This is a genomic window from Streptomyces bullii (assembly GCF_042657145.1).
Lineage (GTDB): Bacteria > Actinomycetota > Actinomycetes > Streptomycetales > Streptomycetaceae > Streptomyces > Streptomyces bullii.
Window position 1 is genome coordinate 237,855 of record NZ_JBHSNY010000010.1, and the last position, 22,683, is coordinate 260,537.

The 22,683-nt window shown below is 74.0% G+C and carries 20 protein-coding genes and 1 pseudogene; 8 read left to right on the forward strand and 13 right to left on the reverse strand.

The features are described 5' to 3' along the window. Positions 1-21 precede the first annotated feature (21 nt). On the reverse strand, positions 22-216 hold the full coding sequence (rpmI, locus tag ACFPZJ_RS28260) for a 50S ribosomal protein L35 (protein ID WP_030577024.1): 195 nt from the start codon (positions 214-216) through the stop codon (positions 22-24). A gap of 111 nt (positions 217-327) precedes the next feature. Continuing rightward, the gene (gene infC / locus ACFPZJ_RS28265) at positions 328-990 is read right to left on the reverse strand and encodes a translation initiation factor IF-3 (RefSeq protein ID WP_381027206.1); all 663 of its coding nucleotides are present in this window, start codon (positions 988-990) and stop codon (positions 328-330) included. Between the two features lie 374 nt (positions 991-1,364). Here infC and ACFPZJ_RS28270 point away from each other — a divergent pair, with 374 nt between their 5' ends. After that, positions 1,365-1,751, forward strand: coding sequence for a DUF1844 domain-containing protein (locus ACFPZJ_RS28270; protein WP_381027209.1), 387 nt, complete (start codon positions 1,365-1,367; stop codon positions 1,749-1,751). A gap of 21 nt (positions 1,752-1,772) precedes the next feature. Here the strand turns inward: ACFPZJ_RS28270 and ACFPZJ_RS28275 are convergent, their stop codons facing one another. Further along, a complete protein-coding gene (locus ACFPZJ_RS28275; protein ID WP_381027211.1) occupies positions 1,773-2,504 on the reverse strand; it encodes an SseB family protein in 732 nt (243 codons plus the stop codon). A gap of 134 nt (positions 2,505-2,638) precedes the next feature. Here ACFPZJ_RS28275 and ACFPZJ_RS28280 point away from each other — a divergent pair, with 134 nt between their 5' ends. After that, entirely contained in the window at positions 2,639-4,621 is a 1,983-nt protein-coding gene (locus ACFPZJ_RS28280; RefSeq protein WP_381027214.1) for a phosphorylase family protein, read from the forward strand. 121 nt (positions 4,622-4,742) lie between these two features. Here the strand turns inward: ACFPZJ_RS28280 and mycP are convergent, their stop codons facing one another. Next, a complete protein-coding gene (mycP, locus tag ACFPZJ_RS28285) occupies positions 4,743-5,954 on the reverse strand; it encodes a type VII secretion-associated serine protease mycosin (protein ID WP_381027694.1) in 1,212 nt (403 codons plus the stop codon). 80 nt (positions 5,955-6,034) lie between these two features. Next, positions 6,035-6,847 (reverse strand): hypothetical protein, encoded by an 813-nt coding sequence (locus ACFPZJ_RS28290; RefSeq protein WP_381027696.1) that lies wholly within the window; start codon positions 6,845-6,847, stop codon positions 6,035-6,037. Positions 6,848-8,744: 1,897 nt separating this feature from the next. Between ACFPZJ_RS28290 and ACFPZJ_RS28295 the strand changes: the two genes are divergently transcribed. Beyond that, positions 8,745-9,947 (forward strand): amino acid deaminase/aldolase, encoded by a 1,203-nt coding sequence (locus ACFPZJ_RS28295; protein ID WP_381027216.1) that lies wholly within the window; start codon positions 8,745-8,747, stop codon positions 9,945-9,947. Between the two features lie 268 nt (positions 9,948-10,215). Here ACFPZJ_RS28295 and ACFPZJ_RS28300 read toward each other — a convergent pair whose 3' ends face one another. Genes ACFPZJ_RS28300 through ACFPZJ_RS28310 form a run of 3 tightly spaced genes read right to left on the reverse strand, consistent with a single transcriptional unit; the run spans position 10,216 to position 13,756 of the window. Continuing rightward, positions 10,216-11,007 carry a 3-oxoacyl-ACP reductase gene (locus ACFPZJ_RS28300; RefSeq protein ID WP_381027219.1) on the reverse strand — a complete coding sequence of 264 codons (792 nt, stop codon included), beginning with the start codon at positions 11,005-11,007 and terminating at the stop codon, positions 10,216-10,218. Further along, on the reverse strand, positions 11,004-12,383 hold the full coding sequence (locus ACFPZJ_RS28305; protein WP_381027221.1) for an aldehyde dehydrogenase family protein: 1,380 nt from the start codon (positions 12,381-12,383) through the stop codon (positions 11,004-11,006). The genes ACFPZJ_RS28300 and ACFPZJ_RS28305 overlap by 4 nt, the downstream gene beginning before the upstream one ends. An 8-nt stretch (positions 12,384-12,391) precedes the next feature. After that, positions 12,392-13,756: a glutamine synthetase family protein gene (locus tag ACFPZJ_RS28310; RefSeq protein ID WP_381027224.1), complete on the reverse strand. Its 1,365-nt coding sequence runs from the start codon at positions 13,754-13,756 to the stop codon at positions 12,392-12,394. An 86-nt stretch (positions 13,757-13,842) separates the two neighbouring features. Here ACFPZJ_RS28310 and ACFPZJ_RS28315 point away from each other — a divergent pair, with 86 nt between their 5' ends. From ACFPZJ_RS28315 to ACFPZJ_RS28325, 3 genes are all read left to right on the forward strand, one after another. After that, positions 13,843-14,589 carry a FadR/GntR family transcriptional regulator gene (locus ACFPZJ_RS28315; protein WP_381027227.1) on the forward strand — a complete coding sequence of 249 codons (747 nt, stop codon included), beginning with the start codon at positions 13,843-13,845 and terminating at the stop codon, positions 14,587-14,589. Positions 14,590-14,768: 179 nt separating this feature from the next. After that, positions 14,769-16,223: an ethanolamine permease gene (eat, locus tag ACFPZJ_RS28320; RefSeq protein ID WP_381027229.1), complete on the forward strand. Its 1,455-nt coding sequence runs from the start codon at positions 14,769-14,771 to the stop codon at positions 16,221-16,223. A 31-nt stretch (positions 16,224-16,254) separates the two neighbouring features. After that, on the forward strand, positions 16,255-16,938 hold the full coding sequence (locus tag ACFPZJ_RS28325) for a gamma-glutamyl-gamma-aminobutyrate hydrolase family protein (RefSeq protein WP_381027231.1): 684 nt from the start codon (positions 16,255-16,257) through the stop codon (positions 16,936-16,938). On the opposite strand, the pseudogene ACFPZJ_RS28330 reads toward ACFPZJ_RS28325, so the two are convergent. Together ACFPZJ_RS28330 and ACFPZJ_RS28335 are read right to left on the reverse strand one after the other, a co-directional pair. Beyond that, positions 16,907-17,313, reverse strand: a pseudogene (locus ACFPZJ_RS28330) (aminoglycoside phosphotransferase family protein); the annotation flags it as partial. The gene ACFPZJ_RS28325 and the pseudogene ACFPZJ_RS28330 sit on opposite strands and share 32 nt — an antisense overlap. A 116-nt stretch (positions 17,314-17,429) precedes the next feature. After that, positions 17,430-18,374, reverse strand: a complete 945-nt coding sequence (locus tag ACFPZJ_RS28335) for a LysR family transcriptional regulator (protein WP_381027234.1) — start codon at positions 18,372-18,374, stop codon at positions 17,430-17,432. A gap of 71 nt (positions 18,375-18,445) precedes the next feature. Between ACFPZJ_RS28335 and ACFPZJ_RS28340 the strand changes: the two genes are divergently transcribed. Continuing rightward, positions 18,446-19,642 (forward strand): TDT family transporter, encoded by a 1,197-nt coding sequence (locus ACFPZJ_RS28340; RefSeq protein ID WP_381027236.1) that lies wholly within the window; start codon positions 18,446-18,448, stop codon positions 19,640-19,642. On the opposite strand, the gene ACFPZJ_RS28345 is transcribed toward ACFPZJ_RS28340, so the two are convergent. The 3 genes from ACFPZJ_RS28345 to ACFPZJ_RS28355 form a co-directional block, all read right to left on the reverse strand. Continuing rightward, the gene (locus tag ACFPZJ_RS28345; RefSeq protein WP_381027239.1) at positions 19,554-20,276 is read right to left on the reverse strand and encodes a helical backbone metal receptor; all 723 of its coding nucleotides are present in this window, start codon (positions 20,274-20,276) and stop codon (positions 19,554-19,556) included. The two genes, ACFPZJ_RS28340 and ACFPZJ_RS28345, sit on opposite strands and share 89 nt — an antisense overlap. An 84-nt stretch (positions 20,277-20,360) precedes the next feature. Then, a complete protein-coding gene (locus ACFPZJ_RS28350; protein WP_381027241.1) occupies positions 20,361-20,942 on the reverse strand; it encodes a helix-turn-helix domain-containing protein in 582 nt (193 codons plus the stop codon). 422 nt (positions 20,943-21,364) lie between these two features. Then, complete coding sequence (locus tag ACFPZJ_RS28355; protein WP_381027243.1) at positions 21,365-21,616, reverse strand: hypothetical protein; 252 nt, start codon at positions 21,614-21,616, stop codon at positions 21,365-21,367. Between the two features lie 61 nt (positions 21,617-21,677). Here ACFPZJ_RS28355 and ACFPZJ_RS28360 point away from each other — a divergent pair, with 61 nt between their 5' ends. Beyond that, positions 21,678-22,607, forward strand: coding sequence for a 5'-3' exonuclease (locus ACFPZJ_RS28360; protein WP_381027698.1), 930 nt, complete (start codon positions 21,678-21,680; stop codon positions 22,605-22,607). Positions 22,608-22,683 lie beyond the last annotated feature (76 nt).

Here is a 22,683-nt window from a genome sequence, read left to right on the forward strand (position 1 = left end):
CGGCGCACAGGCGCCGGAGCGTCACTTGCCGAGAAGCTTCTTGATCTTCTTGGCGTCGCCCGGGGCCATCTCGGCGTTGCCGGTGAGGCGACGCGTCACACGGGACGACTTGTGCTCGAGCAGGTGGCGCTTGCCGGAACGCTCGCGGAGCACCTTGCCGGAGCCGGTGATCTTGAAGCGCTTGCTGGCACCGCTGTGCGACTTGTTCTTCGGCATAGCGCCGTTCTCTCCTCGTCGGTGGCGCTCCGGTGCCCGGTCGCGAGAACCGGGCACGGGTGGAGCGTCGCTCTTGTTTCGATTGCTTCCTGGGACTGGCGTCCCCGGAGGTCACGCCTCGGCAGGCTCCTCGGCCGTCGCCTCGGCGTCCGCAGGGTTCTGCGAGCGACCGGGGTTGGCCTTCGCGGAAGCCTTGCGGGCTTCCTGCGCCTGACGGGCCTCGGCCATCGCCTCGGTCTTCTTCTTGTGCGGACCGAGGACCATGATCATGTTGCGGCCGTCCTGCTTCGGGTTCGACTCCACGAAACCGAGGTCCTGGACGTCCTCCGCGAGACGCTGCAGCAGCCGGTAGCCCAGCTCGGGCCGGGACTGCTCGCGACCACGGAACATGATCGTGATCTTGACCTTGTCGCCCTGCTTGAGGAACCGGACGACGTGACCCTTCTTGGTGTCATAGTCGTGCGGGTCGATCTTCGGCCGGAGCTTCATCTCCTTGATGACCGTGTGCGCCTGGTTCTTGCGCGCCTCACGGGCCTTCATGGCCGACTCGTACTTGAACTTCCCGTAGTCCATGAGCTTGCACACGGGCGGACGGGCGTTCGCCGCGACCTCGACCAGGTCCAGGTCGTACTCCTGCGCAAGCTCCAGTGCCTTGGCCAGGGGGACGATGCCCACCTGCTCGCCACTGGGACCGACAAGTCGCACCTCGGGAACGCGAATCCGGTCGTTGATGCGGGGCTCGGCGCTGATGGATCCTCCTCGGTAGCACCACACGGCGGTCTGGCGGACAGCCGCGTAACGTCTGTGTTCGTTAGACCTAACCGCGCCGACGCAGAAAAAATGCCCCGGACGATCACAGGCGGGGCTCCTCGAACTGCTACCGGAGCACCGCCGCGATGACCGCGGGGCGCGATTTCGGGCGGATCGCCGCCGCTGGGCGGTGCCGCCTGACCGGTGACCCGCCGCCCTGAGGGCGGCCAGGTGGGAGTTCGAAAGCCTCCACTTGTGGGCCGGGCACGTCTGCCGTGTGACATACGCGTCCGACCGGTCGTTGTCCAACACTACAGCCTCGGCACGTGGGGTGCCAAACCGGGCGGACGAGACTCCCGCAGGTCGGAGCGTACGCGCCGGGGCCTATCGTGTGGGGCATGAGTGACACCTCCTCCCCGGACACCCCCGAGACCCCCGGCAGCCCCGACGGCCCCGACTTCGACGCCATGACGCGTGACATCGCCGAAGTCCCGGCGGTCGAGGTGATCGTGACGGTCGCCGTCAACCTGATGAGCGCGGCCGCGGTGAAGCTGGGTCTCACCGAGGAGGGCGACACGCACAAGGACCTGGACGAGGCGCGCAAGCTGGTGCACGCGCTGGCCGGTCTGCTGGACGCGTCCGCAACCGAGATCAGCTCGTTCCACGCGGCGCCGCTGCGCGACGGTCTGAAGTCGCTGCAGCTGGCGTTCCGCGAGGCGTCGGTGGTCCCGGACGAGCCGGGTCAGGGGCCGGGCGAGAAGTACACGGGGCCGGTCTTCGGCTAGCCAGGTCCGCGTACCCGCGGATCACGCGCGTACGTACAGGGGCTCGCCAGGTGGTGTGCTGCCGGTCGGCAGCAGTGCCAGGTCCAGGCCGTGCACCAGGCGGGCCCTGAGGGTGTCGTCGTCGGCCAGGCGCCGGGCGACCGCGCGGGCGGTCTCGGCCGGGGGCGCGGCGGGGTCGAGGACGAGAGCGAGGGTTCCGTCGGCCTGTCCCGGTCCGAGGTGGGCGCGCAGGACGGCGGGCTCGGCGGCCACGGCTGCGCGGACGGCCTCGACGACGGCCGGGTCGGCGAGCGGGTCGGTCGACGTACGGCCCTCGGCCAGGGCGAGCAGCGCGGGCCGGTTCAGTTCGAACGGCACGGGTCCGGCCAGGTCCAGCACGATCGTGTCCGCCTTCTCGTGCGCGGCGGCCTGCAGGGCCTGGGCCAGCGGTACGGCGACGGGCCGGGCCGCAGGGTCCCAGCGGGCCAGGGAGCCGATGGAGGTGAAGGCGGGCAGGGCGGTACGGTGGCCCGCCTTCAACGTCGGTACGGCCATCTCGCTGGTCTTCTCGCGGCGCAGACCGTTTTCGTCCTCCGCGACCTCGCCGAGCACGGCCACGACGGGCACGAGCAGCCGGGCGCCCCGGAGCGCCTCCAGCACCGGGCCCACCGCGTCGCGGTCCTCGGCCCAGGCGGCGAGCGCCGCGCTCAGCCGGGGGTCGGCGGAGCCGTCGTCGTCGGAGAAGCCGGAGTCGGGAATGTTCTTGTTCGCCACGGTCACCGACCCTATCGGCCGGGTGCTGGCGGGTCGGTTGCGGGCCCGGAAGACCGAGCGGGGCTCGCGCAACGGCGGTCCTATCATGAGGGCGATTCGGACCGACCGCGGTGCCGCCGGGGGGAGCAGGCGCGATGGGAGATGCCTCGGACCACGGGCGACCGTCCTTAGCCCAGTGCCGTGCGGCCGCGCGGCTCGTGCGCCGTTCCCCCCAGGGCAAGGCGGTGGCCGCCCTGGTGCGCGGGAAGGGCATCTCGGGCCTGGCGCGTTCCCGCGGGCCACTGGCGCTCGTGCTGTACTGCGCTGCTCTGGAGGGCCGCCTCGTCTGGCAGGACCTTCATGGGTTCGCCCTGCTCGAACCGCCTCTGCTCGCACCGCGTCGGCCGTGGGGTGCGGGGCTCGGGCCGGCGCTCCTGCGTCTGCTGGACCGGCGCTGGGAGACGCTGCTCTTCCTCGTGCCGCCCAGCCTCATGCTGCTGGCGGCCCTGTGTCTGGTGCCGTTCCCGCCGGGACACGCGGTGGCGCTCCTGCTGGCCCTGGCGGCGGTCGTGCACATCACCGTCGGGCTCGCGGCCATGGTGGTGGTGTCCGGGGCTGAGCTGTGGCGTCAGTTTCACCGGCCGGGGGACGCCCGGTCCGTCGCCGAGTCCCTCACCGGCGCCCACTGGAGCGTTCCGCTGTTCCACCAGGAGGACGTCGCCAGGGCGGACGCGCTGCTGCGGCGGACCGTGGGGCGGCTGGGCGCCCTGGTGGCCGTGCGGGCCGGAGCCGAGGCGGGGCGGCTGGGCCTGCGGGTGGACCGGGGTGAGCTCGCCGAGTCCCTGGTCCTGCTGCGGCGCGGCATCACCACGGACGCCGTGCGCTCGCACGCCGACGGCTGGGACTCCAGCCGGGTCCGCCCGTCGGGAGCGGTGCGGGACGGGGACGAGCGGGTCGAGGTGATCGTGATCCGGCCGCCGGTGCCGGGGCCGGACCCGGCCGGGAGCAGGGTGCCCTCGGGTGCCTTCGTCTTCTGGTACCTCGCCGCCGTGCTGGTGGTGACGCTGGTCACGGCCGGGATGGTGGCCGGCTGGGAGCGCGAGGCGTGCGCCGCCGACGGCTGCGCGGGCCGGCCCGCCACCTATCCGGAGGCCCTGCGCTGGGGGTCGCAGCGGCTGTTGCTGAACGACCCGCCCGATCTGGTGCCCGCGACCGGACCCGCCAGGACGATCGGCTGGCTCACCAGTCTGATGTCCCTGATGACCGTGCCGGTCGCCGTCACGGCCGTACGCCAGCAGGTCAAGGCGAGCCGGGTGGCGGCGGAACGCTACGGACCGAGGGGAGCGGACATGAGCCGACGGACCCGGCTGCTGATGCTGGTGGTCAACGACGAGGAGCGCGACGCCGTGCTGCGCGTCGTGGAGGACGTCAACCACACGCGGGCCGTGCCGGTCTTCATGGGCCGGCACACCGTCTTCCGGCTGGGCTGCATCAGCGAGGTGGACCTGCACCTGGTCCAGTGCGAGCAGGGGTCCGGCGGCACCAGAGGCGCGGCCCTCGTGGTCTCGGCCGTGCTGGACCGGCTGCGGCCGGACTTCCTCGTGATGGTGGGTGTGTGCTGGGGCCTGCGCCCGGACAAGTCCCGGCTGGGCGACGTCGTGGTGTCCTGCCCGCTGCGCCTGATGGACCACGTGAAGGTGGCCCAGGGGCCCGACGGCGGGACCGTCACCATCCTGCGCGGTGACCGGGTGCCGCCGTCCGATCTGCTGCTCGACCGGTTGCGGGCGGCTCGGGTCGGCTGGGACGACGAGCGCGCCGTGCACTTCGCCCTCATGCTGTCGTCCAGCGTGCTCAGCGACGATCCCTCGGTCGCCCGGGCGTACCTCGAGCGCGAACCGGACGGCTTCGCGGCGGAGATGGAGGGCGGTGGCGGCTACGCCGCTGCCGCGAAGGGCAGGGTCGAGTGGATCCTGGTCAAGGCGATCGCCGACTGGGGCGTGGGCAAGACCGACACCGCCCAGCCGGCGGCGGCGCGCAACGCCGCCGAGTTCGTGACGCACATGATCGGCACGGGCGCGCTCGACCGGCACACCTGGGAGGACCCCTCCGCGCCGGACGGCCGGGACCCGACCCGCTGACACTTCCCTCGCCGACCGGGCGCGTGGGTGCCGCGCCCGGGAACCGCTGTCGGGAGCAGGCAGCGGGGCGGGGCTGACGAGACGCGGTCGCTCCCCCGCGGCCCGAGCCGCACGACAGGCCCTAGTGGAAGTCGTCGTGCGTACGGGGTTCGCGGCGGCCGCGCCACAGGACCATCCCAGCGACCAGCAGGACGCCGCCCACGCTGCCCGCGAGGGGGGCCGCCCAGTCGGCGGTGTCGTCGTCGGAGCGGGCGCTGTCCGGGCCCGGGCCGAAGTACCGCTCGCCGTACGCCGCCGGGCGCAGGCCCTCCGGTTTCAGGCGGCTCGCGGCGCGGATGGCGGCGGCCGGGTCGATGAAGCCGAAGCCGCGGGAGTCGTCGCGGCCGCCGGTGGGGGCGTCGCGGGCGGTGTCCTCCAGGAGCGTCTTGATCTGCGCCGGGGTCAGGTCCGGGTGGGCGGCCTTCACCAGGGCGACGGCGCCGGAGACGAAGGCGGCGGCGGCGCTGGTGCCCCAGCCCTCGTAGTACTTGCGGTCGGGGTCGGCGATCACGACGTCGACGCCGGGGGCGCTGACGGTGGCGTACCAGCGGCGGGTCGAGAAGGAGGCGCGGGTGCCGTAGCGGTCGACGGCGGTCGCGGCGATCACGCCCGGGTAGGCGGCCGGGTAGGAGATGTGGTCGCCCTTCTCGCCGCCGTTGCCGGCCGATGCGACGACGACCACGCCCTTCTTCAGGGCGTACTGGATGGCCTGGTCCTCGGTGGGTTCGGGGTGCGCGGAGGCGGAGTCGTCGCCGAGGGAGAGGTTGATGACGTCGGCGCCGTGGTCGGCGGCCCAGCGGATGCCCTCGGCGAGGGCGTTGCCGCGGGTGCTGCGGGCCTTGGCGCGGGACGGGTCGCCGTCCTCCAGGATCACGCGGACGGGCAGGATCTTCGCCTCGGGTGCGACGCCCATGACTCCGTCGGCGTCGCCCGGGCCGTGTCCGTGCCCGGCGATGATGCCGGCCATGGCGGTGCCGTGGCGGGCCCAGGACCGGTCGCCGCGCTCGGCTCCGAAGCCGACCAGGTCCTCGCCGGTGAGGACGTTGCCGACGAGGTCGGGGTGGCCGGCGTCGACGCCGGTGTCCAGGACGGCGACGGTGACGCCCGCGCCCTTCGTCGTACGCCAGGCCTGCTGGGTGTGCATGGCGTCCAGCGCCCACTGCTTGGCGCGTATGCCGTCGGCGTAGGCGGTGGTGGACGGCAGGAGGGCGACGGCGGCGGCGAGGAGGACGCTGAGGACGGCGGAGCGGCGGGTGGGGACGGCGTTCCTGACGGCGCGCGGGACGGCTTTCACGGCAGTGAGCGGGAGGACCCTGACTACGACATCGACCACGGCCTGCGGGGCGGCCCTCGCGACGGTGTGCGGTACGGCTTTCACGACGGCTGCTCCGTGGCCGAGCGGACGTTTTTGCGCAGGCCGCGCTCGATGCGGTCGGCCAGGCCCTGGGCCTCGTGGCCGAGGCCTGCCTGGGCGGGGGCTGTGGTGGCGTCGGAGGCCATGGCGTCCTCGGCCGCCTGCGGGTCGTCGACGGTCCGGCCGTCGGCCCACCCGGAGACGGCGTAGACGACGACCGGGGCGTCGGTGAGGACGGAGATGACCCAGGAGGCGCGCTGCCGGGCGCCGAAGCGGGCGGCGGCCGTGTCCTTCGCGGCGTACGGCAGGGGCATCAGGTCGGTGCGGCGGTCCAGCCGTTCCTTGCGGAAACGGCTCGCGAGGGAGGTCATGGCGGTGGCGTCGGCCTTGGTGAAGAGCAGGCCGACCGTGGTGACGTAGCTCTGGGTGGCGTCGGTGTAGGTGGCGCGCAGCAGGCGCTGGCAGCCGACGGGGGCGAGGGCCTTGCGCAGCAGGGGGTCGAAGGCGCCCTCGCAGCCGCTGTCCGGGGCGACGGCGATACGGGTCCAGGTGCGGTCGGCGCCGCCGGGGCCGGCGCCCTGCCCTGCCACGGTGGGCGGGAACAGCTGGTCGACGGGGACGTTGTGCCACAGGCTCCCGGCGGCGGAGAAGCCGCTGCCCGACTCGGCCGCGCCGGAGTCGCCGACGAGCCAACTCCCCGTCACGGCACCGCTGATGAGGCCCATCCCGAGCACGAGACAGACGGCGGCGGCGAGGGCCTGGGACCGTCCCCGCCGCCCGAGCGGCAACGGCCGCGCGTGCTCGTCGTACCCCTCGGGCTGCCCGAACGACACGACGGGCCGCCCGGCCCCGGGCGTCCCACCGGGCGCCATCGGGGTGCTCCATGAGAAGGCGGGGTCGGGAAAGGAGCGGCCGGTGTCCGGGGCGGGGGCCGACGGGGTGGGCGACGAGCTGTGGCGGGCGCCGGGAACCGTCGGCCCAGTGGGGGTGGCGGGGTGGCCGGGGCCGCTCCGGCCGGTGGACCGGCTGGATGCAGTGGGGTGACCGGGTCCGGTGGGATGGGGGGCGGTGGGGTGATGGGGAGTGCCGGGGTGATGCGGCCGGGCCGTGGAATTGCTGGGCGCAGTGGGGTGACCGGGTCCGGTGGGATGGCTGACCGCCGCGGGGCGGCCTGCCCCGGTGGGGTGGCCCGTCCCGGCGGAGTGACCCGCCCCGGTGGAGTCGCCCGCCCCGGTGGAGTCGCCCGTCCCGGTGGACCGGCCCGTCCCGGTGCCCCTCCCGGTGGGGCGGCGGAAGGAAGCGCCGGAACCTGGGGCAGGCATCGAGCCGGGAGCTGATCCACCGGCAGGCGAGCCGGGACCGGGCGCGGAGGCAGGCATGGGGCCCGGGCCGGACGCAGGGACAGGCCCCGCCCCAGGAACTGATCCGCCGGCGGGGTGCGAGCCGGGGACCGGCCCCGTGTGTCGACCGAGGTCGCCGGATGCCCGGCCCGAGCGGGTCTCCCCGGACGGGCCGTCGGACGTACCGCCGCCCTGCCGCAGCGCGTCGCGGCCCACGGTCCGCGCTGCCTCGCCGGGGCGGCCGGACGATGCGGCGGGTGCCGTGCCGGGCCGGGGCGCCGACTCGTGCGAGGGGTCCGCGGGGACGGGGCGCAGACGTGCGGTGGTCTCCGAGGGGGTCTCGGCGGGGGTCTCGGCAGGGGCGGCGTCCGGGGGGCGCACGGCAGGACGGTGCACCGGCCGGGGAGGTATGGCCCCCGTCCCGGTCGTCCAGCGGGTCTCGCCCGGCACGGGGCGTGCCGTCGGCGCGTCGCCCGGGAACGGCCGGGCCGGTTCCTGGGGTGCACGCCCCGCCTCGCGGCCCGCCGTGGGCGGCGCGTCGGGGAAGCGGGCGCTGGCTCGCGGCGGAGGCGGGGTGGACGTCCCTTCGCGCGCCGGGGTTCCGGGGCTCGGGAAGCGCGAGCCGGACTCCGAGGCCGTGGAGTTGTCCGGCTCCGAGTCGGCGGTGTCACGGGCAGGACGGATCGCGGCACCGTTGTCGGAGCCGTCCCGGGGCTGAGGAACGTCCGACCGCCGCGGGACCCGGGGGTCGCCGACCGCGTCGTCCCAAAAGCGCGTGCCCGAGGGGGCGTTGGCAGAGGTCGTAGGCCGGTCCGCGGGCGCGGGGTGCTCGTGCGGCGACGTGGTGCGGGCTGGTGCCGAGGCAGTCGGTGTGTCTGCCGTGGGCGTCATGCGCCTGCCGGCCGGGGGCCACTCCTGAGCCGCCGCGGGTGACGACGTGTCCCTGCCGGATGCAGGCGCAGAGGCAGGGGCAGACACAGCGCCCTGGCCCTGACCCTGGTCCTCGCCCCGGCCCGGAACCGTATCTTCCGCGGCTCGGTCGTCCGTGTTCGTGGGGGCCGTCCGTGGTGGTGTGGTGGGGCGTGGCGGGATGGGGGCACGCCGCGCTTCCGTGCTCATGCACCCCCCGTTTCCTCGTGCCCGGGCCGTCTCGTCGTGCGCGGGCCGGTGTTCTCCTGCCCTGTGCCCGGCACGGACGCCGTCCCGGGCACACATACCCGCACGAGGGAACCGGCATCCGGCGCGGGCCTCCCGGCCGGCGTCGTTCCGCCATGCGTGCGCGTCACTCTACGGCTTGTCCCCGGGCGAACGGGAACCAGTCCACGCCGCCGGGGCATCTGCCCGGAACGTCCCCCTACCCTGCGGTAATCCGTTCTGGCAGGCTGCGTTCATGACTGCGCGCGCCGCCGACCGGGCCCGTTACGACCGGGCCACCGCCCACCTCGACGCCCCCCTCGCGATCGTGGACCTGGAGGCCTTCGACGCCAACGCCGACGACCTCGTCCGCCGCGCCGGAGGCAAGCCGGTCCGGGTCGCCAGCAAGTCCGTACGCTGCCGGGCGCTGCTCGAACGGGTCCTGGCCCGGGACGGGTTCGCGGGGATCATGTCCTTCACCCTGGCGGAGTCGTTGTGGCTGGCCCGGTCCGGGTTCGACGACGTGCTGCTCGCCTATCCGTCCGCCGACCGGGCCCGGTTCGCGGAACTCGCCGCCGATCCCAAGCTCGCCTCCGCCGTCACCGTCATGGTCGACGACGTGGCCCAGCTCGACCTGATCGACGCCTCGCGCAACGGCGGGCGCGAAGTCGTGCGGGTCTGCCTGGAGTTGGACACGTCCCTCAGGCTGCTCGGCGGGCGGGTGCGGGTCGGGGCCCGTCGCTCGCCGCTGCACTCCCCCGCGCAGGTCGCCGACCTGGCGCGGGCGGTGACCCGGCGGCCCGGGTTCGAGGTGGCCGGGATCATGGCGTACGAGGGGCACGTCGCCGGGGTCGGCGACGCGATCGCCGGCCGGCCGCTGCGGTCCCGGGCCGTGCGGCTCGTGCAGGCCGCGGCCAAGCGTGAACTGGCCGAGCGGCGCGGCGAGGTGGTGCGTGCGGTGCGGGCCGTCGTACCGGATCTGAAGTTCGTCAACGGCGGGGGCACCGGGAGCGTGCAGCACACCGCCGCCGAGGACGCCGTGACCGAGATCGCGGCCGGGTCGGGGCTGTACGTGCCGCGGCTGTTCGACAACTACACGTCGTTCCGGGGGCGTCCGGCCGCGCTCTTCGCCCAGCCCGTCGTACGGCGGCCGGGGGTGGGCGTGGTGACCGTCCTCGGTGGCGGCTATCCGGCCTCGGGGGCGGCGGGGCGGGACCGGCTGCCGGTGCCGTACCTGCCGGAGGGGCTGCGGTACGACCCCCAGGAGGGGGCGGGCGAGGTGCAGACGCCGCTGCTCGGCCCGCCCGCCGACGACCTGCTGGTCGGGGACAAGGTGTGGTTCCGGCACGCCAAGGCCGGTGAGCTGTGCGAACGGTTCGACGCGCTGCACCTGGTCGAGGGGGACGCGGTGACGGCGACCGTGCCGACGTACCGCGGCGAGGGCCACACGTTCCTGTAGGCCGGCGGGTGTGGTTGGTGCTGCCGCCCATCGCGGTCACGAGGACGGCCCGGCGGAGGTGAGGGCGACGGCCCCGGCGCGGCCGGCGCCGCCCGGGGGCGGGGCACCGGCTGGGCCGGGGAGCCCGGGCGCGCGCCGGTGCCCCGCCCGGGCCGGGCTGGGCCGTGCCGTCCCGCCAGCGTTCCGGGTGAGGGGCCGGGGGCGGGCTACGGGCGTCATGCTCGTCCCAGCACGGCAGTGACGAGATGCCGGGAGTACAGGGCGGCCCTTACAGGGGCGTGACGTACGCCCCCGCGATCCCGCCGTCGACCAGGAAGTCGGTGGCGTTCACGAAGGAGGAGTCGTCGCTGGCCAGGAACGCGACGGCGGCGGCGATCTCCTCGGCCTCGGCGAACCGGCCCAGCGGGATGTGCACCAGGCGGCGCGCGGCGCGCTCCGGGTCCTTGGCGAACAGTTCCTGCAGGAGCGGGGTGTTGACCGGGCCGGGGCACAGGGCGTTCACGCGGATGCCGTCCCGCGCGAACTGCACGCCCAGTTCCCGGGACATCGCGAGGACGCCGCCCTTGGAGGCGGTGTACGAGATCTGCGAGGTCGCCGCGCCCATCCGCGCCACGAAGGAGGCTGTGTTGATGATCGAGCCCCTGCCCTGGCGCCGCATGTACGGGATGGCGGCCTTGCAGCACAGGTAGACGGAGGTGAGGTTGACCTCCTGGACGCGCTTCCAGGCCTCCAGGCCCGTCTCCAGGATGGAGTCGTCGTCGGGCGGCGAGATACCGGCGTTGTTGAAGGCGATGTCGACGCTGCCGTAGGTGTCGTAAGCCGTCCGGAAGAGGGCCTCGACCTGCTCGGGGTCGGTGACGTCGACCCTGACGAAGATCCCGCCGGTCTCCTCGGCGGCCGCCTTGCCGCGTGCCTCGTCGACGTCGCCGCAGACGACGTGGGCGCCTTCGGAGGCGAGGCGGCGGGCGCTGGCCAGACCGATGCCGCTGCCGGCTCCGGTGACGACGGCGGTACGGCCGACGAGGCGCCGGCAGACGACTTCCTGGGTTGCTTCGGTCACTGTGCGGGGCCCTCCGTGCTGATGAAGACGTTCTTGGTTTCGGTGAAGGCGACGAGGGCGTCCGGGCCGAGTTCGCGGCCGATGCCGGACTGCTTGAAGCCGCCGAAGGGGGTCCAGTAGCGGACGCTGGAGTGGGAGTTGACGGACAGGTTGCCGGCCCGCACGGCCTGGGAGACGCGCAGGGCGCGGCCCACGTCGCGGGTCCAGATCGACCCGGAGAGGCCGTAGTCGGTGGCGTTGGCGAGGGCCACGGCCTCGGCCTCGTCCTCGAAGGGGAGGACGACGGCGACCGGCCCGAAGACCTCCTCGACCGCCACGCGCGCGTGCGGGCCGACGCCGGTGAGGACCGTGGGCGGGAACCAGAAGCCGGGGCCCTCGGGGGCCTTGCCGCGAATGCCCTCGGCGTCCGCGTCGACGTACGAACGCACCCGCTCCAGCTGGGCCCTGGAGATCAGCGGACCCATCTGCGTCTGCTCGTCGGCCGGGTCGCCGACCCGGACCGACTCGATGGCGGGGGCGAGGAGGTCGAGGAAGCGGTCGTAGGCGGAACGCTGGACGAGGATGCGGGTGCGGGCGCAGCAGTCCTGGCCGGAGTTGTCGAGGAAGGACATGGGGGCGGCGGCCGCGGCGGCTTCGAGGTCGGCGTCGGCGAAGACGATGTTGGGGCTCTTGCCGCCGAGTTCGAGGGTGACGCGCTTGAGCTGCGCCGACCCCCTTGCCAGCACGTGTTTGCCCACGACCGTCGACCCGGTGAAGACGATCTTCGCGACGCCCGGGTGTTCGACGAGGGCGTTGCCCGCGACGGGTCCGTGGCCGGGCAGCACCTGGAACAGGCCCTCCGGAAGGCCGGCTTCCAGCGCGAGTTCGGCCAGGCGCAGGGCGGTGAGCGGGGTGGTCTCGGCGGGCTTGAGGAGGACCGCGTTGCCCGCCGCGAGGGCCGGGGCCGTGCCCCAGGCGGCGATCGGCATGGGGAAGTTCCAGGGAGCGATGACGCCGACGACACCGAGCGGTTCGAGGATCGTGACGTTCAGGCCGCCCGGGACCGGGATCTGACGGCCGGTCAGCCGTTCCACTCCCCCCGCCGCGTAGTCGAGCAGGTCGCGGACGTTGCCGGCCTCCCAGCGGGCGTTGCCGAGGGTGTGTCCGGCCTCGCGGACCTCCAGCCGGGCGAGCTCTTCGAGGTGTTCGTCGACGGCGACGGCGAAGCGGCGCAGCAGCCGGGCGCGCTCACCGGGCGCCAGCGCCGCCCACCCGGACTGGGCCTTCGCGGCCCGGGCGACGGCGGTGTCCACGTCGGCCGCGGTGGCGGCCGGGACGGTGGCGACGACCTCTTCGGTGGCCGGGTTCAGTACTTCGAGCTCGTACTCGTGGGACAAGAAGGGCCTCACATGCGTTCGAAGGAGCGGCGCAGCTCCCAGTCGGTGACCGCGGCGTCGAAGGCGTCCAGTTCGACGCGGGCCATGTTGCGGTAGTGCGCGACGACCTCGTCGCCGAAGGCCGCCCGGGCGATCGCGCTGTCCGCCCACAGGTCGGCGGCCTCGCGCAGGGTCGTCGGGACGTGGGCGAAGCCGGCGGTGTAGGCGTTGCCGGGGCAGGCCTCGGGCAGTTCGAGTTTGTGCTCCACGCCGTACAGGCCGGCCGCCACCATGCCCGCCACCGCCAGGTACGGGTTGACGTCACCGCCGGGCAGCCGGTTCTCGAAGCGCAGGGAGCGGCCGTGGCCGACCACGCGGAGCGCGCAGGTGCGGTTGTCGTGGCCCCAGGCGACGGCGGTAGGGGCGAAGGAGCCCGGCTGGAACCGCTTGTAGGAGTTGATGTGGGGGGCGTAGAGCAGGGAGAAGTCGCGCAGTGCGGCGAGCTGCCCGGCGAGGAAGTGGCGCATGACCTCGGACATGCCGTCGGGGCCGTCGCCGGCCATGGCGTTGCCGCCGTCCTCGTCGGCGAGCGAGAGGTGGATGTGGCAGGAGTTGCCCTCGCGCTCGTTGTACTTGGCCATGAAGGTGAGCGACATGCCCTCCTGGGCGGCGATCTCCTTGGCTCCGGTCTTGTAGACGGCGTGCTGGTCGCAGGTGACCAGGGCCTCGTCGTAGCGGAAGGCGATCTCGTGCTGGCCGGGGTTGCACTCGCCCTTGGCGGACTCGACGGTGAGGCCGGCGCCGGCCATCTCGTTGCGGATGCGGCGCAGCAGGGGCTCGATACGGCCGGTGCCGAGGACCGAGTAGTCGATGTTGTACTGGTTGGCCGGGGTCAGGTCCCGGTAGTGGGCGTCCCAGGCCTGCTCGTAGGTGTCCTTGAAGACGATGAACTCCAGCTCGGTGCCGACCTGGGCGGTGTAGCCGAGGTCGGCCAGGCGCTCCAGCTGGCGGCGCAGGATCTGGCGCGGGGCGGCGACGACCGGGGAGCCGTCGTTCCAGGCGAGGTCGGCGTGGACCATGGCGGTGCCCTCGTTCCAGGGCACACGGCGCAGGGTGGTGAGGTCCGGGTGCATGGCGAAGTCGCCGTAGCCGCGGTCCCAGGAGGACATCGCGTAGCCGTCGACGGTGTTCATCTCGGCGTCGACGGCGAGCAGGTAGTTGCAGCCCTCGGTGCCGTGATGGAGCACCTCGTCGAGGAAGAAGCGCGCGGCGAACCGCTTGCCCTGGAGCCGTCCCTGCATGTCCGGGAAGGCCAGGACGACGGTGTCGATCTCACCGCCCGCGACGAGGGCGTGCAGTTCCTCGACGCTGAGCGGGGGTGTGCGGTCTGCCACGGCAGAGCCTCCTTCGGCTTCTTCGGTACCGCCGGGAGCCATAAGGTATTGCCGAGAACCATTGCTTGGGAAGGGGGCGCGGCCACATGCCGGACGAGGCTGGCGGGTCGGTGGAGGACCGGCTCGCGCCGGTGCTGCGGCCGGTGCGGGCGGGCAACGGCTTCGAGGAGGCGCTGGAGCAGATCCTGCAGGTCGTCCGGCTGGGACTGGTGCCGGGGGGTGAGCGGCTGCCAGCCGAGCGGGAGCTGGCGGAACGGCTGGGGATCAGCCGGGTGACGCTGCGCGAGGTGCTGAAGGTGCTGCAGGACCAGGGGCTGGTCGAGTCGCGGCGCGGCCGGTACGGCGGAACGTTCGTACGGCCGCGGCCGCCCCGCACGCCGGACGCGGGCGCCCAGGACGAGCTGCGGCGCCGGGTCGCCGAGGTCGACATCGAGGACGTGCTGCGCTTCCGGGAGGTGCTGGAGGTCGGCGCGGCCGGGCTGTGCGCCATGCACGGCCTGACGGACGAGCAGGCGGCGCGGCTGCGCGAGGCGCTGACCCGTACGCACGACGCGCCGCTGACCGACTACCGGCGCCAGGACACGATGCTGCACCTGACGCTCGCCGAGCTGTGCGGGTCGCCGACGCTCACCGCGCAGTACGCGGCGGTGCGGGCGACGGTGAACGACCTCCTCGACTGCATCCCGCTGCTCGTCCGCAATCTGGAGCACTCGCAGCGCCAGCACACCGCGCTGGTCGAAGCGGTGCTCGACGGGGACGCCGACGGGGCGCGGGAGATGATGCGGGAGCACTGCGCGGGGACGGCGGCGCTGCTGCGCGGCTTCCTGGCCTAGGGGCTTGGCGCGCACGGTTTACGACGGGTTAACGCACGGGTCTTGCTTTCTCACCGCCCGGCCCACAAAGGTATGGGCTCGATCCATTGAGCCGGTGGTCGGTCCAGGGTGGCCGGTCGACACCACCGCGCTGTCCCGATGAAGACCTCCGTGTCCGCCGCCTGCTGGGGAGTCGCCCCATGTCCCTGGAATCCTCGGAATCCGCAACCCACCGCTCCGCCGACGAGGCGGACGACTATCTGGAGCGCCGGAAGCTGCGCCGCGGCAGCGCCGGCTGGCTGCTGCTGACCGGCCTCGGCGTCGCGTACGTCGTCTCCGGCGACTACTCGGGCTGGAACTTCGGCCTGGCCGAGGGCGGCTTCGGCGGTCTGGCGATCGCCATGGTGCTGATGGGCGCCATGTACACCTGCATGGTGTTCGCCCTCGCCGAGCTGTCCTCGATCCTGCCCACGGCCGGCGGCGGCTATGGCTTCGCCCGCCGGGCGCTCGGTCCGTGGGGCGGGTTCCTGACCGGGACCGCGATCCTCATCGAGTACGTGCTCGCACCCGCCGCGATCGCCATCTTCATCGGCGACTACGTGGAGTCGCTCGGCCTGTTCGGGCTGGAGTCCGGCTGGCCCGTCTACCTGGCCTGCTTCGTGATCTTCATCGGCATCCACCTGTGGGGCGTCGGCGAGGCACTGCGCTTCAGCTTCGTCGTGACGGGCATCGCGGTGGCGGCGCTCATCGTGTTCGCGCTGGGCGCGCTGCCCTCGTTCGACCTCTCCTCGCTCGACGACATCCCGGTGGACACCTCCGCCGCCGGCGCGAGCTCCTGGCTGCCCATGGGGCTGCTGGGCATCTGGGCGGCCTTCCCGTTCGGCATGTGGTTCTTCCTGGGGGTGGAGGGCGTGCCGCTGGCCGCCGAGGAGACCCGGGACCCGGCGCGTACGCTGCCCCGGGCGATCCGCTGGTCGATGGGCATCCTGGTGGTCCTGGCCGTGGTCACCTTCGTCGCGGCGGCCGGGGCGCGCGGCTCGGCCGCCATCCAGGACGCGGGCAACCCGCTGGTGGAGGCGCTCCAGCCGGACGGCGAGGCGACCGCGCTCAGCCGGATCGTGAACTACGCGGGGCTCGCGGGCCTGGTGGCGTCGTTCTTCTCGCTGATCTACGCGGGCTCACGCCAGCTGTTCGCGCTCTCCCGCGCGGGTTACCTGCCGAAGTTCCTGTCCCTGACCAGCAGCCGCAAGGCCCCCTACCTCGGCCTGCTGGTGCCCGGCGCGATCGGCTTCGCCCTGGCCGCCGGCACGGGTGACGGCGCCCGCATGCTGAACGTCGCCGTCTTCGGCGCCACGATCAGCTACGCGCTGATGTCGCTCTCCCACATCGTGCTGCGCCGCCGCGAGCCGGAGCTGCCGCGGCCGTACCGTACGCCGGGCGGGGTGCTGACCTCCTCGGTCGCCCTGGTGCTGGCCTGCGCGGCGCTGGTGGCGACGTTCCTGGTGGACGTGACGGCGGCGTTCATGGCCCTGGGCGTGTACATCGTGGCCGTGGCCTACTTCGGGCTGTACAGCCGCAAGCACCTGGTGGCGAAGGCGCCGGAGGAGGAGTTCGCGGCGCTGGCGGCGGCCGAGGCAGAGTTGGCGAGGGACTGACTCGCGTCACGAAGGAAGGAGCACGGGGCACATGGTGGCCAGGCCGCTGATCGGCATCAGCACGTATCTGGAGTCCGGGGCGCGCTGGGGCGTGTGGGAGCTGGAGGCCGCCCTGCTGCCGGCCGGGTATCCGCGGCTGGTACAGCGGGCCGGCGGGCTGGCCGCGATGCTCCCGCCGGACGCCCCCGAGCACGCCGCCGCCACGGTGGCCCGGCTCGACGGGCTGGTGATCGCGGGCGGTCCGGACGTCGAGCCGGTCCGCTACGGTGCCGAACCCGACCCGCGCACCGGCCCGCCCGCGCGGGAACGGGACGCCTGGGAGCTCGCGCTCATCGCGGCGGCGCTGGAGGCTCGGGTGCCGCTGCTGGGCATCTGCCGGGGCATGCAGCTGCTGAACGTCGCGCTCGGCGGCACGCTCGTGCAGCACGTCGACGGGCACGCCGAGAGGCCAGGTGTCTTCGGACGCCACCCGGTCAAGCCCGTGCCGGGCACGTTGTACGCCGAGGTCGTGCCGGAGGAGACGTTGGTGCCGACGTACCACCACCAGGCCGTCGACCGGCTCGGCACGGGCCTGGTCGTGTCGGCGCACGCGGAGGACGGGACGGTGGAGGCCGTGGAACTGCCGTCCCCGGCCTGGGTGCTGGGAGTGCAGTGGCACCCCGAGATGGGCGAGGACCTACGGGTCATGGGGGCCCTGGTCCGAGCCGCCTCCTGAGCCAGTCCAGGGCGGCGTCGCCCTGGGCGCGCTGGAACGCGCGGAGGGCGGGGATGCCGGGCGGGGCGGGCCGGAGGCAGTGGCGCAGGAAATAGCCGGCGAGGGCGGCCAGGGTGGCGGTGACCGCCTCCGGGTCGGCCCGCCGGCCCAGGGGGTGGCCGGTGAGGACCTTTTCCGGTCCGGGCCGCCCTGCGCCCGCACGCACGGCAGCATCACCAGCAGGTCGAACCAGGGCCCGGTGCGCGCGGCGTGCGGCCAGTCGACGAAGACGACCGGGTCCTCGGCGGTGAGCAGCATGGTGTCGGCGCGCAGGTCGCCGTGGGCGAGGGCGTCACCGGCGGCTGCCTCCGGCCAGGGGGTGGCCGGTTCGGCGAGCTCGGCCTGTACGGCTTGGTGCGGGTGGGACGGCGGTGGACGCCGAGGGTTTTCCCGGGCGCCGCGGATGTCCCGTCCCGAGGGCCCCGGGCAGGAGGGCGGCGCCCGGCCAGTGCCTATCCCCGTGTCAAGGACAGCAGGTCGCGGGCCGGGCCCGTCGGGCGGTGGCCCGTGGGCCAGACCGCTCGCAGGTCGCGGGCCAGGACCACGCCGTCCACCGGGACCCGCACCAGGCGCCGCATGGCCAGTTCCTCGCCCACCGCCAGTTCGCTGAGGACCGCGGGGCCGGCCCCGCTGACCGCCGCGGCCTTGACCGCCGTCGTGGACGACAGTTCGATCAGGGGGCGGGCCAGGCCGCCGAGCGCCACGTCCAGGACCTGGCGGGTGCCGGAGCCCTTCTCCCGCAGGATCAGCGGGGTGGACGCCAGTTCCTCCCCCGCGAGGGGCCGTCGGCGGCGGGCCCAGGGATGCGCCGGGGCCGTCACCACGATGAGGCGGTCGTGGGCGATGACCGTCGAGTCGAGGCCCGGCGGCACCGTCAGCCCCTCCACGAACCCCAGGTCCGCCTCGTCCGACAGCAGCCGCTCCGCCACCGCCGCCGAGTTGCCCGCGAGCAGCGACACCGCGGTGTCCGGCCGCTGCGCGCGCAGCGCGAGCAGCCAGCCCGGCAGCAGGTACTCGGCGATCGTCATGCTCGCCGCCACCCGCAGCCGGGAGTCCCGGCGGTCGCGCAGCGCCTGCGCACCCGCGTCGAACGCCTCCGCCGCCTCGACGATCCGCCGCGCCCAGTCCGTCACCAGCGCCCCGGCGTCGGTGAGCCGGGAACCGCGCGGCGAACGGTCCACCAGCGCCACGCCCAACTGTCGCTCCATCGACCGGATCCGGCTGCTCGCGGCGGGCTGCGTGATGCCCAGTTCCCGCGCCGCCCCGCCGAGGCTGCCCAGCCTCGCCACCGCCAGCAGCAGTTCCAGCGCGCCGAGATCGGGCACGCGGTGCGCGAGCGTCCCCGCGCCCGCGGGCCGGACCTCGGCGCGCTCCTCATGGCCATCCGTCCTGCTCATAAACACAGCTTATGCCGCCATAGAGGCGAACTCCCTGGTGGTGGGCGTCCGCCCGCACGACCGTGGAAGGCATGGTCACCGCAGCCCAGCCCTTTTCCCGTGCCACCGCACGTTCCCCGCGCGCCCGGTCGGTCCGCCACCTCGGGCCCCACTGGTACGCCGCCGTCATGGGCACCGCCGTCGTCGCGACCGCCGGAGCCGGACTCACCCCGCACGTCCCCGGAGCAGGGCTCGCCCGCCACGTCCCGGGCCTGCGCTCCGCTCTGGCGGCCGTCTGGGCGCTGTCCCTGGTCCTGCTGGTGGTTCTGCTCGCCGCCCGGGCCGTGCACTGGGCCCGCCACCGCGACCAGGCCCGCGCCCACCTCCTCGACCCGGCGACGGCTCCCTTCTACGGCTGCCTGGCGATGGCCCTGCTGGCCGTGGGAGGCGGTGCGCTCACCGTCGGCCGGGACTGGGTCGGGCTACGGGCCGCCGTCGCCGTCGACGCCGTGCTCTTCGGCGCCGGTACCGCCGTGGGACTCGCGGCCGCCGTCGCGGTGCCGTACCTGCTGACCGTACGCCGGGCCGAGCCCGGGCAGGCCACGCCCGTCTGGCTGCTGCCGCTGGTCGCGCCGATGGTGTCGGCCGCGCTCGGGCCTTCGCTCGTGCCGCACCTGCCCGCCGGGCAGCCCCGGGCGGCCCTGCTGCTCACCTGTCTCGCGCTGTTCGGGCTGAGCCTGCTGGCGACCCTGCTGATGCTGCCGGTGGTCTTCGCCCGGCTGGTCACCGGCGGTCCGCTGCCGCTCGCGCTGACCCCGACACTGTTCCTGGTGCTGGGTCCGCTCGGCCAGTCCACCACCGCGGTCGGCGCCTTCGCGGACGTGGCTCCGGGCGTCGTACCGCCGCCGCACGAGCAGGGGTTCGCGCTGTTCGCCGTGTTGTACGGCGTGCCGGTGACGGGTTTCGCGCTGCTGTGGCTCTCTCTGGCGACCGCGCATGCCGTGCGTGCCCGGCGGCGCGGGATGCGGTTCGCGATGACGTGGTGGGCGTTCACGTTCCCGGTCGGTACGTGCGTCACCGGCGCCGAGGCGCTGGCCCGGCACACCGGACTGGCCGCCTACGGCTGGCTGGCGACGGGTCTGTACGGCCTCCTCGTCGCCGCCTGGGTCGCGGCCGCCGGGGGCACGGTGCGCGGGCTGCTCAGCGGAGCGCTGCTCGCAGGGCCTCGCCCAGCACCCGCGGCGCCTCGGCCAGCGACGGACCGTACCAGGTCAGGTGCCGTCCGCTGACGAGCGCGCAGGACAGTCCGGGGAAGGCCTCGGGGCCGTCGTCGGGGGTGAACGGGTACGGCTCGTCCGGGAGCACGACGACGTCCGGGGCCGCGGCGCGCAGCTCCTCCAGGGCGATCTTCGGGTAGCGGTCGGGGTGCGTCGCGTAGAGGTGGCGGACGCCCAGCCGCGCGAGGACGTCACCGGCGAAGGTGTCGCGGCCCAGGACCATCCACGGGCGGCGCCAGATCGGTACGACGGCGGTGGTGCGGGGGCCGTCGGCGACCGGCAGGTGCGCCCAGGTCCGCTCGGCCTGCTCCAGCCAGCGCGGACGGGCGCCCGCTCCGCAGGCGTCCAGCACGCGCGCCAGCTCCCGGAAGGCCTGGGGGACGTCGCGGACCTCCGTCACCAGGACCTCGACGCCCGCCTCGCGCAGGGCCGCGAGGTCGGGTGCGCGGTTCTCCTCCTCGTTGGCGATCACCAGGTCGGGGGCGAGGGAGACGATGCGGTCGACCCTGGGGTTCTTCGTGCCGCCGACGCGGACCACGTCGAGGCCGGGCGGGTGCGTGCACCAGTCGGTGGCGCCGGCCAGGGCACCGGGGACGGTGCGGGCGACGGCCTCCGTCAGGGACGGCACGAGCGAGACGACCCTCATCGGGGCCTCACGGGAGCCTCACCGGGGCGTTGCCGGGCCGGCGCCGGACACCCGCCGGGTCCTCGCCGGGCCCGGGCCGGACGGTCATGGGCGTGGCCCGTCCTTGTCGCGGACGGCCTCGATGTGCTCGGCGACGGCGACGACGATCACGCGGGTGTCCGACTCCGTCGCCCGCCAGCGGTGCCGGACACCGCCGGTGAGGTACAGCGTGTCGCCACGGCCCAGGCGGTAGGCGCGGCCCTCGGCCTCGATCTCCACGACCCCGTCGGCGACGTACATCAACTGGTCGTTGCGGTACTGGAATTCACGGCCCGCGTCATGGTCGCCGGTGAACTCCGAGGCGTGCATCTGGTGGTGCCCGCGCACCAGGGAACGTGCGCGGGGCTCGTGGAGCGGCTCCAGCCCGGTGTCCTCGGCGCGCACGACGTCCACGCTGCAGGCCGGGTCGGCGGCGGCGAGCAGTTCGACGGCGGTGGTGCGCAGGGCGTCGGCGACCTTCTCCAGGGAGCTCCGGCTGGGGCGGGCCCGCTCGTTCTCGATCTGGCTGAGGAAGGGCACCGACAGGCCGCTGCGTTCGGCCACGACGGCGAGGGTGAGGTCAAGCGCCCGGCGGCGCCGCCGCACGGCCGCGCCCACCCGCAGGGGCTGCTCTTTGTGGTCGCCCATCGCTCCGGCTCCCTCCCTCGCGTGTCGTTCCGCATGTCCTGTTGGGTTGTCTGCACCCTACGCATGTTCGGCAAACCGTTTCATGCGCCCGTCACATCGACGACACAGGGCGTGGGGTACGACCTCACAGTTCGCGCCAGTGGATCAGCTCTCCTGATCTGCCCGGCGCGGATTCCTCCGCCGGGACCAACGGTCCGGCCGGCGCCGCGGTCGCTCCTCGGTCAGCGCGCGACCGCGCTCCCTCTGTTCAATGCGCACACGGTCTGCCGTGTTCCCGCGCGGGTGACGGGGGCGGGAGGGCCGGAGAGGTGCGGCGCGGGGCGGCGGCGCCGTGGCCCGGTCCGTCGCGCTCTGTGGTTGTCCGGATCGTTGTCGTGGCCGTGATCGGTGACAGCACGGGCCCCGGCAGACGCCGGGGCCCGTCACAGCGCACCGCGGGTCAGGCCGAGCTCTTCTCCGCGGACTCGGCCACCCGCCCACTTGAGCATGAGCAGCAGCGTGGACGTGCCGGAGCGGGACAGGCTCATGACGACGAAGATCTGGCCGGGTTCCACGGTGAAGGAGGCGTCGAGGACGGCGGCGGTGGTGGTGCCGTCGTGGCGTGCGCGGCCGGCGTCGCACCGGGGCCGCGCCTCCCCACCTTCCCTGGGGCACCCGCACGTGGAACGGTTCACAGCCGCCGCTCGGTCGCGAGGCGTTGCGCGGTGGAGGGGACTGTCGGTGCGGTACGGCATGATGCGACGCGTGACCGGACGACTGATGCTCCTCGACACCGCCTCCCTGTACTTCCGCGCCTACTTCGGCGTACCCGACTCGGTCAAGGCCCCGGACGGCACGCCGGTGAACGCGGTGCGCGGGCTGCTCGACTTCATCGACCGCCTGGTCAAGGACCACCGGCCGGGCCATCTGGTGGCGTGCATGGACGCCGACTGGCGCCCGCACTGGCGGGTGGAGCTGATCCCCTCGTACAAGGCGCACCGCGTCGCCGAGGAGCACGCGGCGGGTCCGGACGAGGAGGAGGTGCCCGACACGCTGTCGCCGCAGGTGCCGGTCATCGAGGCCGTCCTGGACGCGCTGGGCATCGCGCGCGTGGGCGTGGCGGGGTACGAGGCGGACGACGTGATCGGCACGTACACGGCGCGGGCAACGGGGCCGGTGGACATCGTCACCGGCGACCGCGACCTGTACCAGTTGGTGGACGACGCGCGCGGGGTGCGGGTGCTGTATCCGCTGAAGGGCGTGGGCACGCTGCAGCTCACCGATGAGGCGGTGCTGCGTGGGAAGTATGGGGTCGGCGGCAGCGGGTACGCGGATCTGGCGCTCCTGCGGGGCGACCCGAGCGACGGCCTGCCGGGCGTGCCGGGCATCGGTGAGAAGACGGCGGCCAAGCTGCTCGCGGAGTTCGGCGACCTGGCCGGGATCCTGGCCGCGGTCGACGACCCGCGGGCGCGGCTGACGCCGTCGCAGCGCAAGCGGCTGGACGAGGCGCGGCCGTATCTCGCGGTCGCTCCGAGGGTGGTCAGGGTCGCGGACGACGTTCCGCTCCCGGACGTCGACACGACGCTGCCGCGCACGCCGCGCGATCCGGTGGCGCTGGAGGAGCTGGCGGCCCGCTGGGGCCTGGGAGGGTCACTGCAGCGTCTGCTGGCGACGCTCACGGCGTGAACCGCAGACACCTCTCGTTCGACGGGTGCTTGCTGGGAGTGGGATGGTAACTTAGGCTTACCTAACCACGGGACAG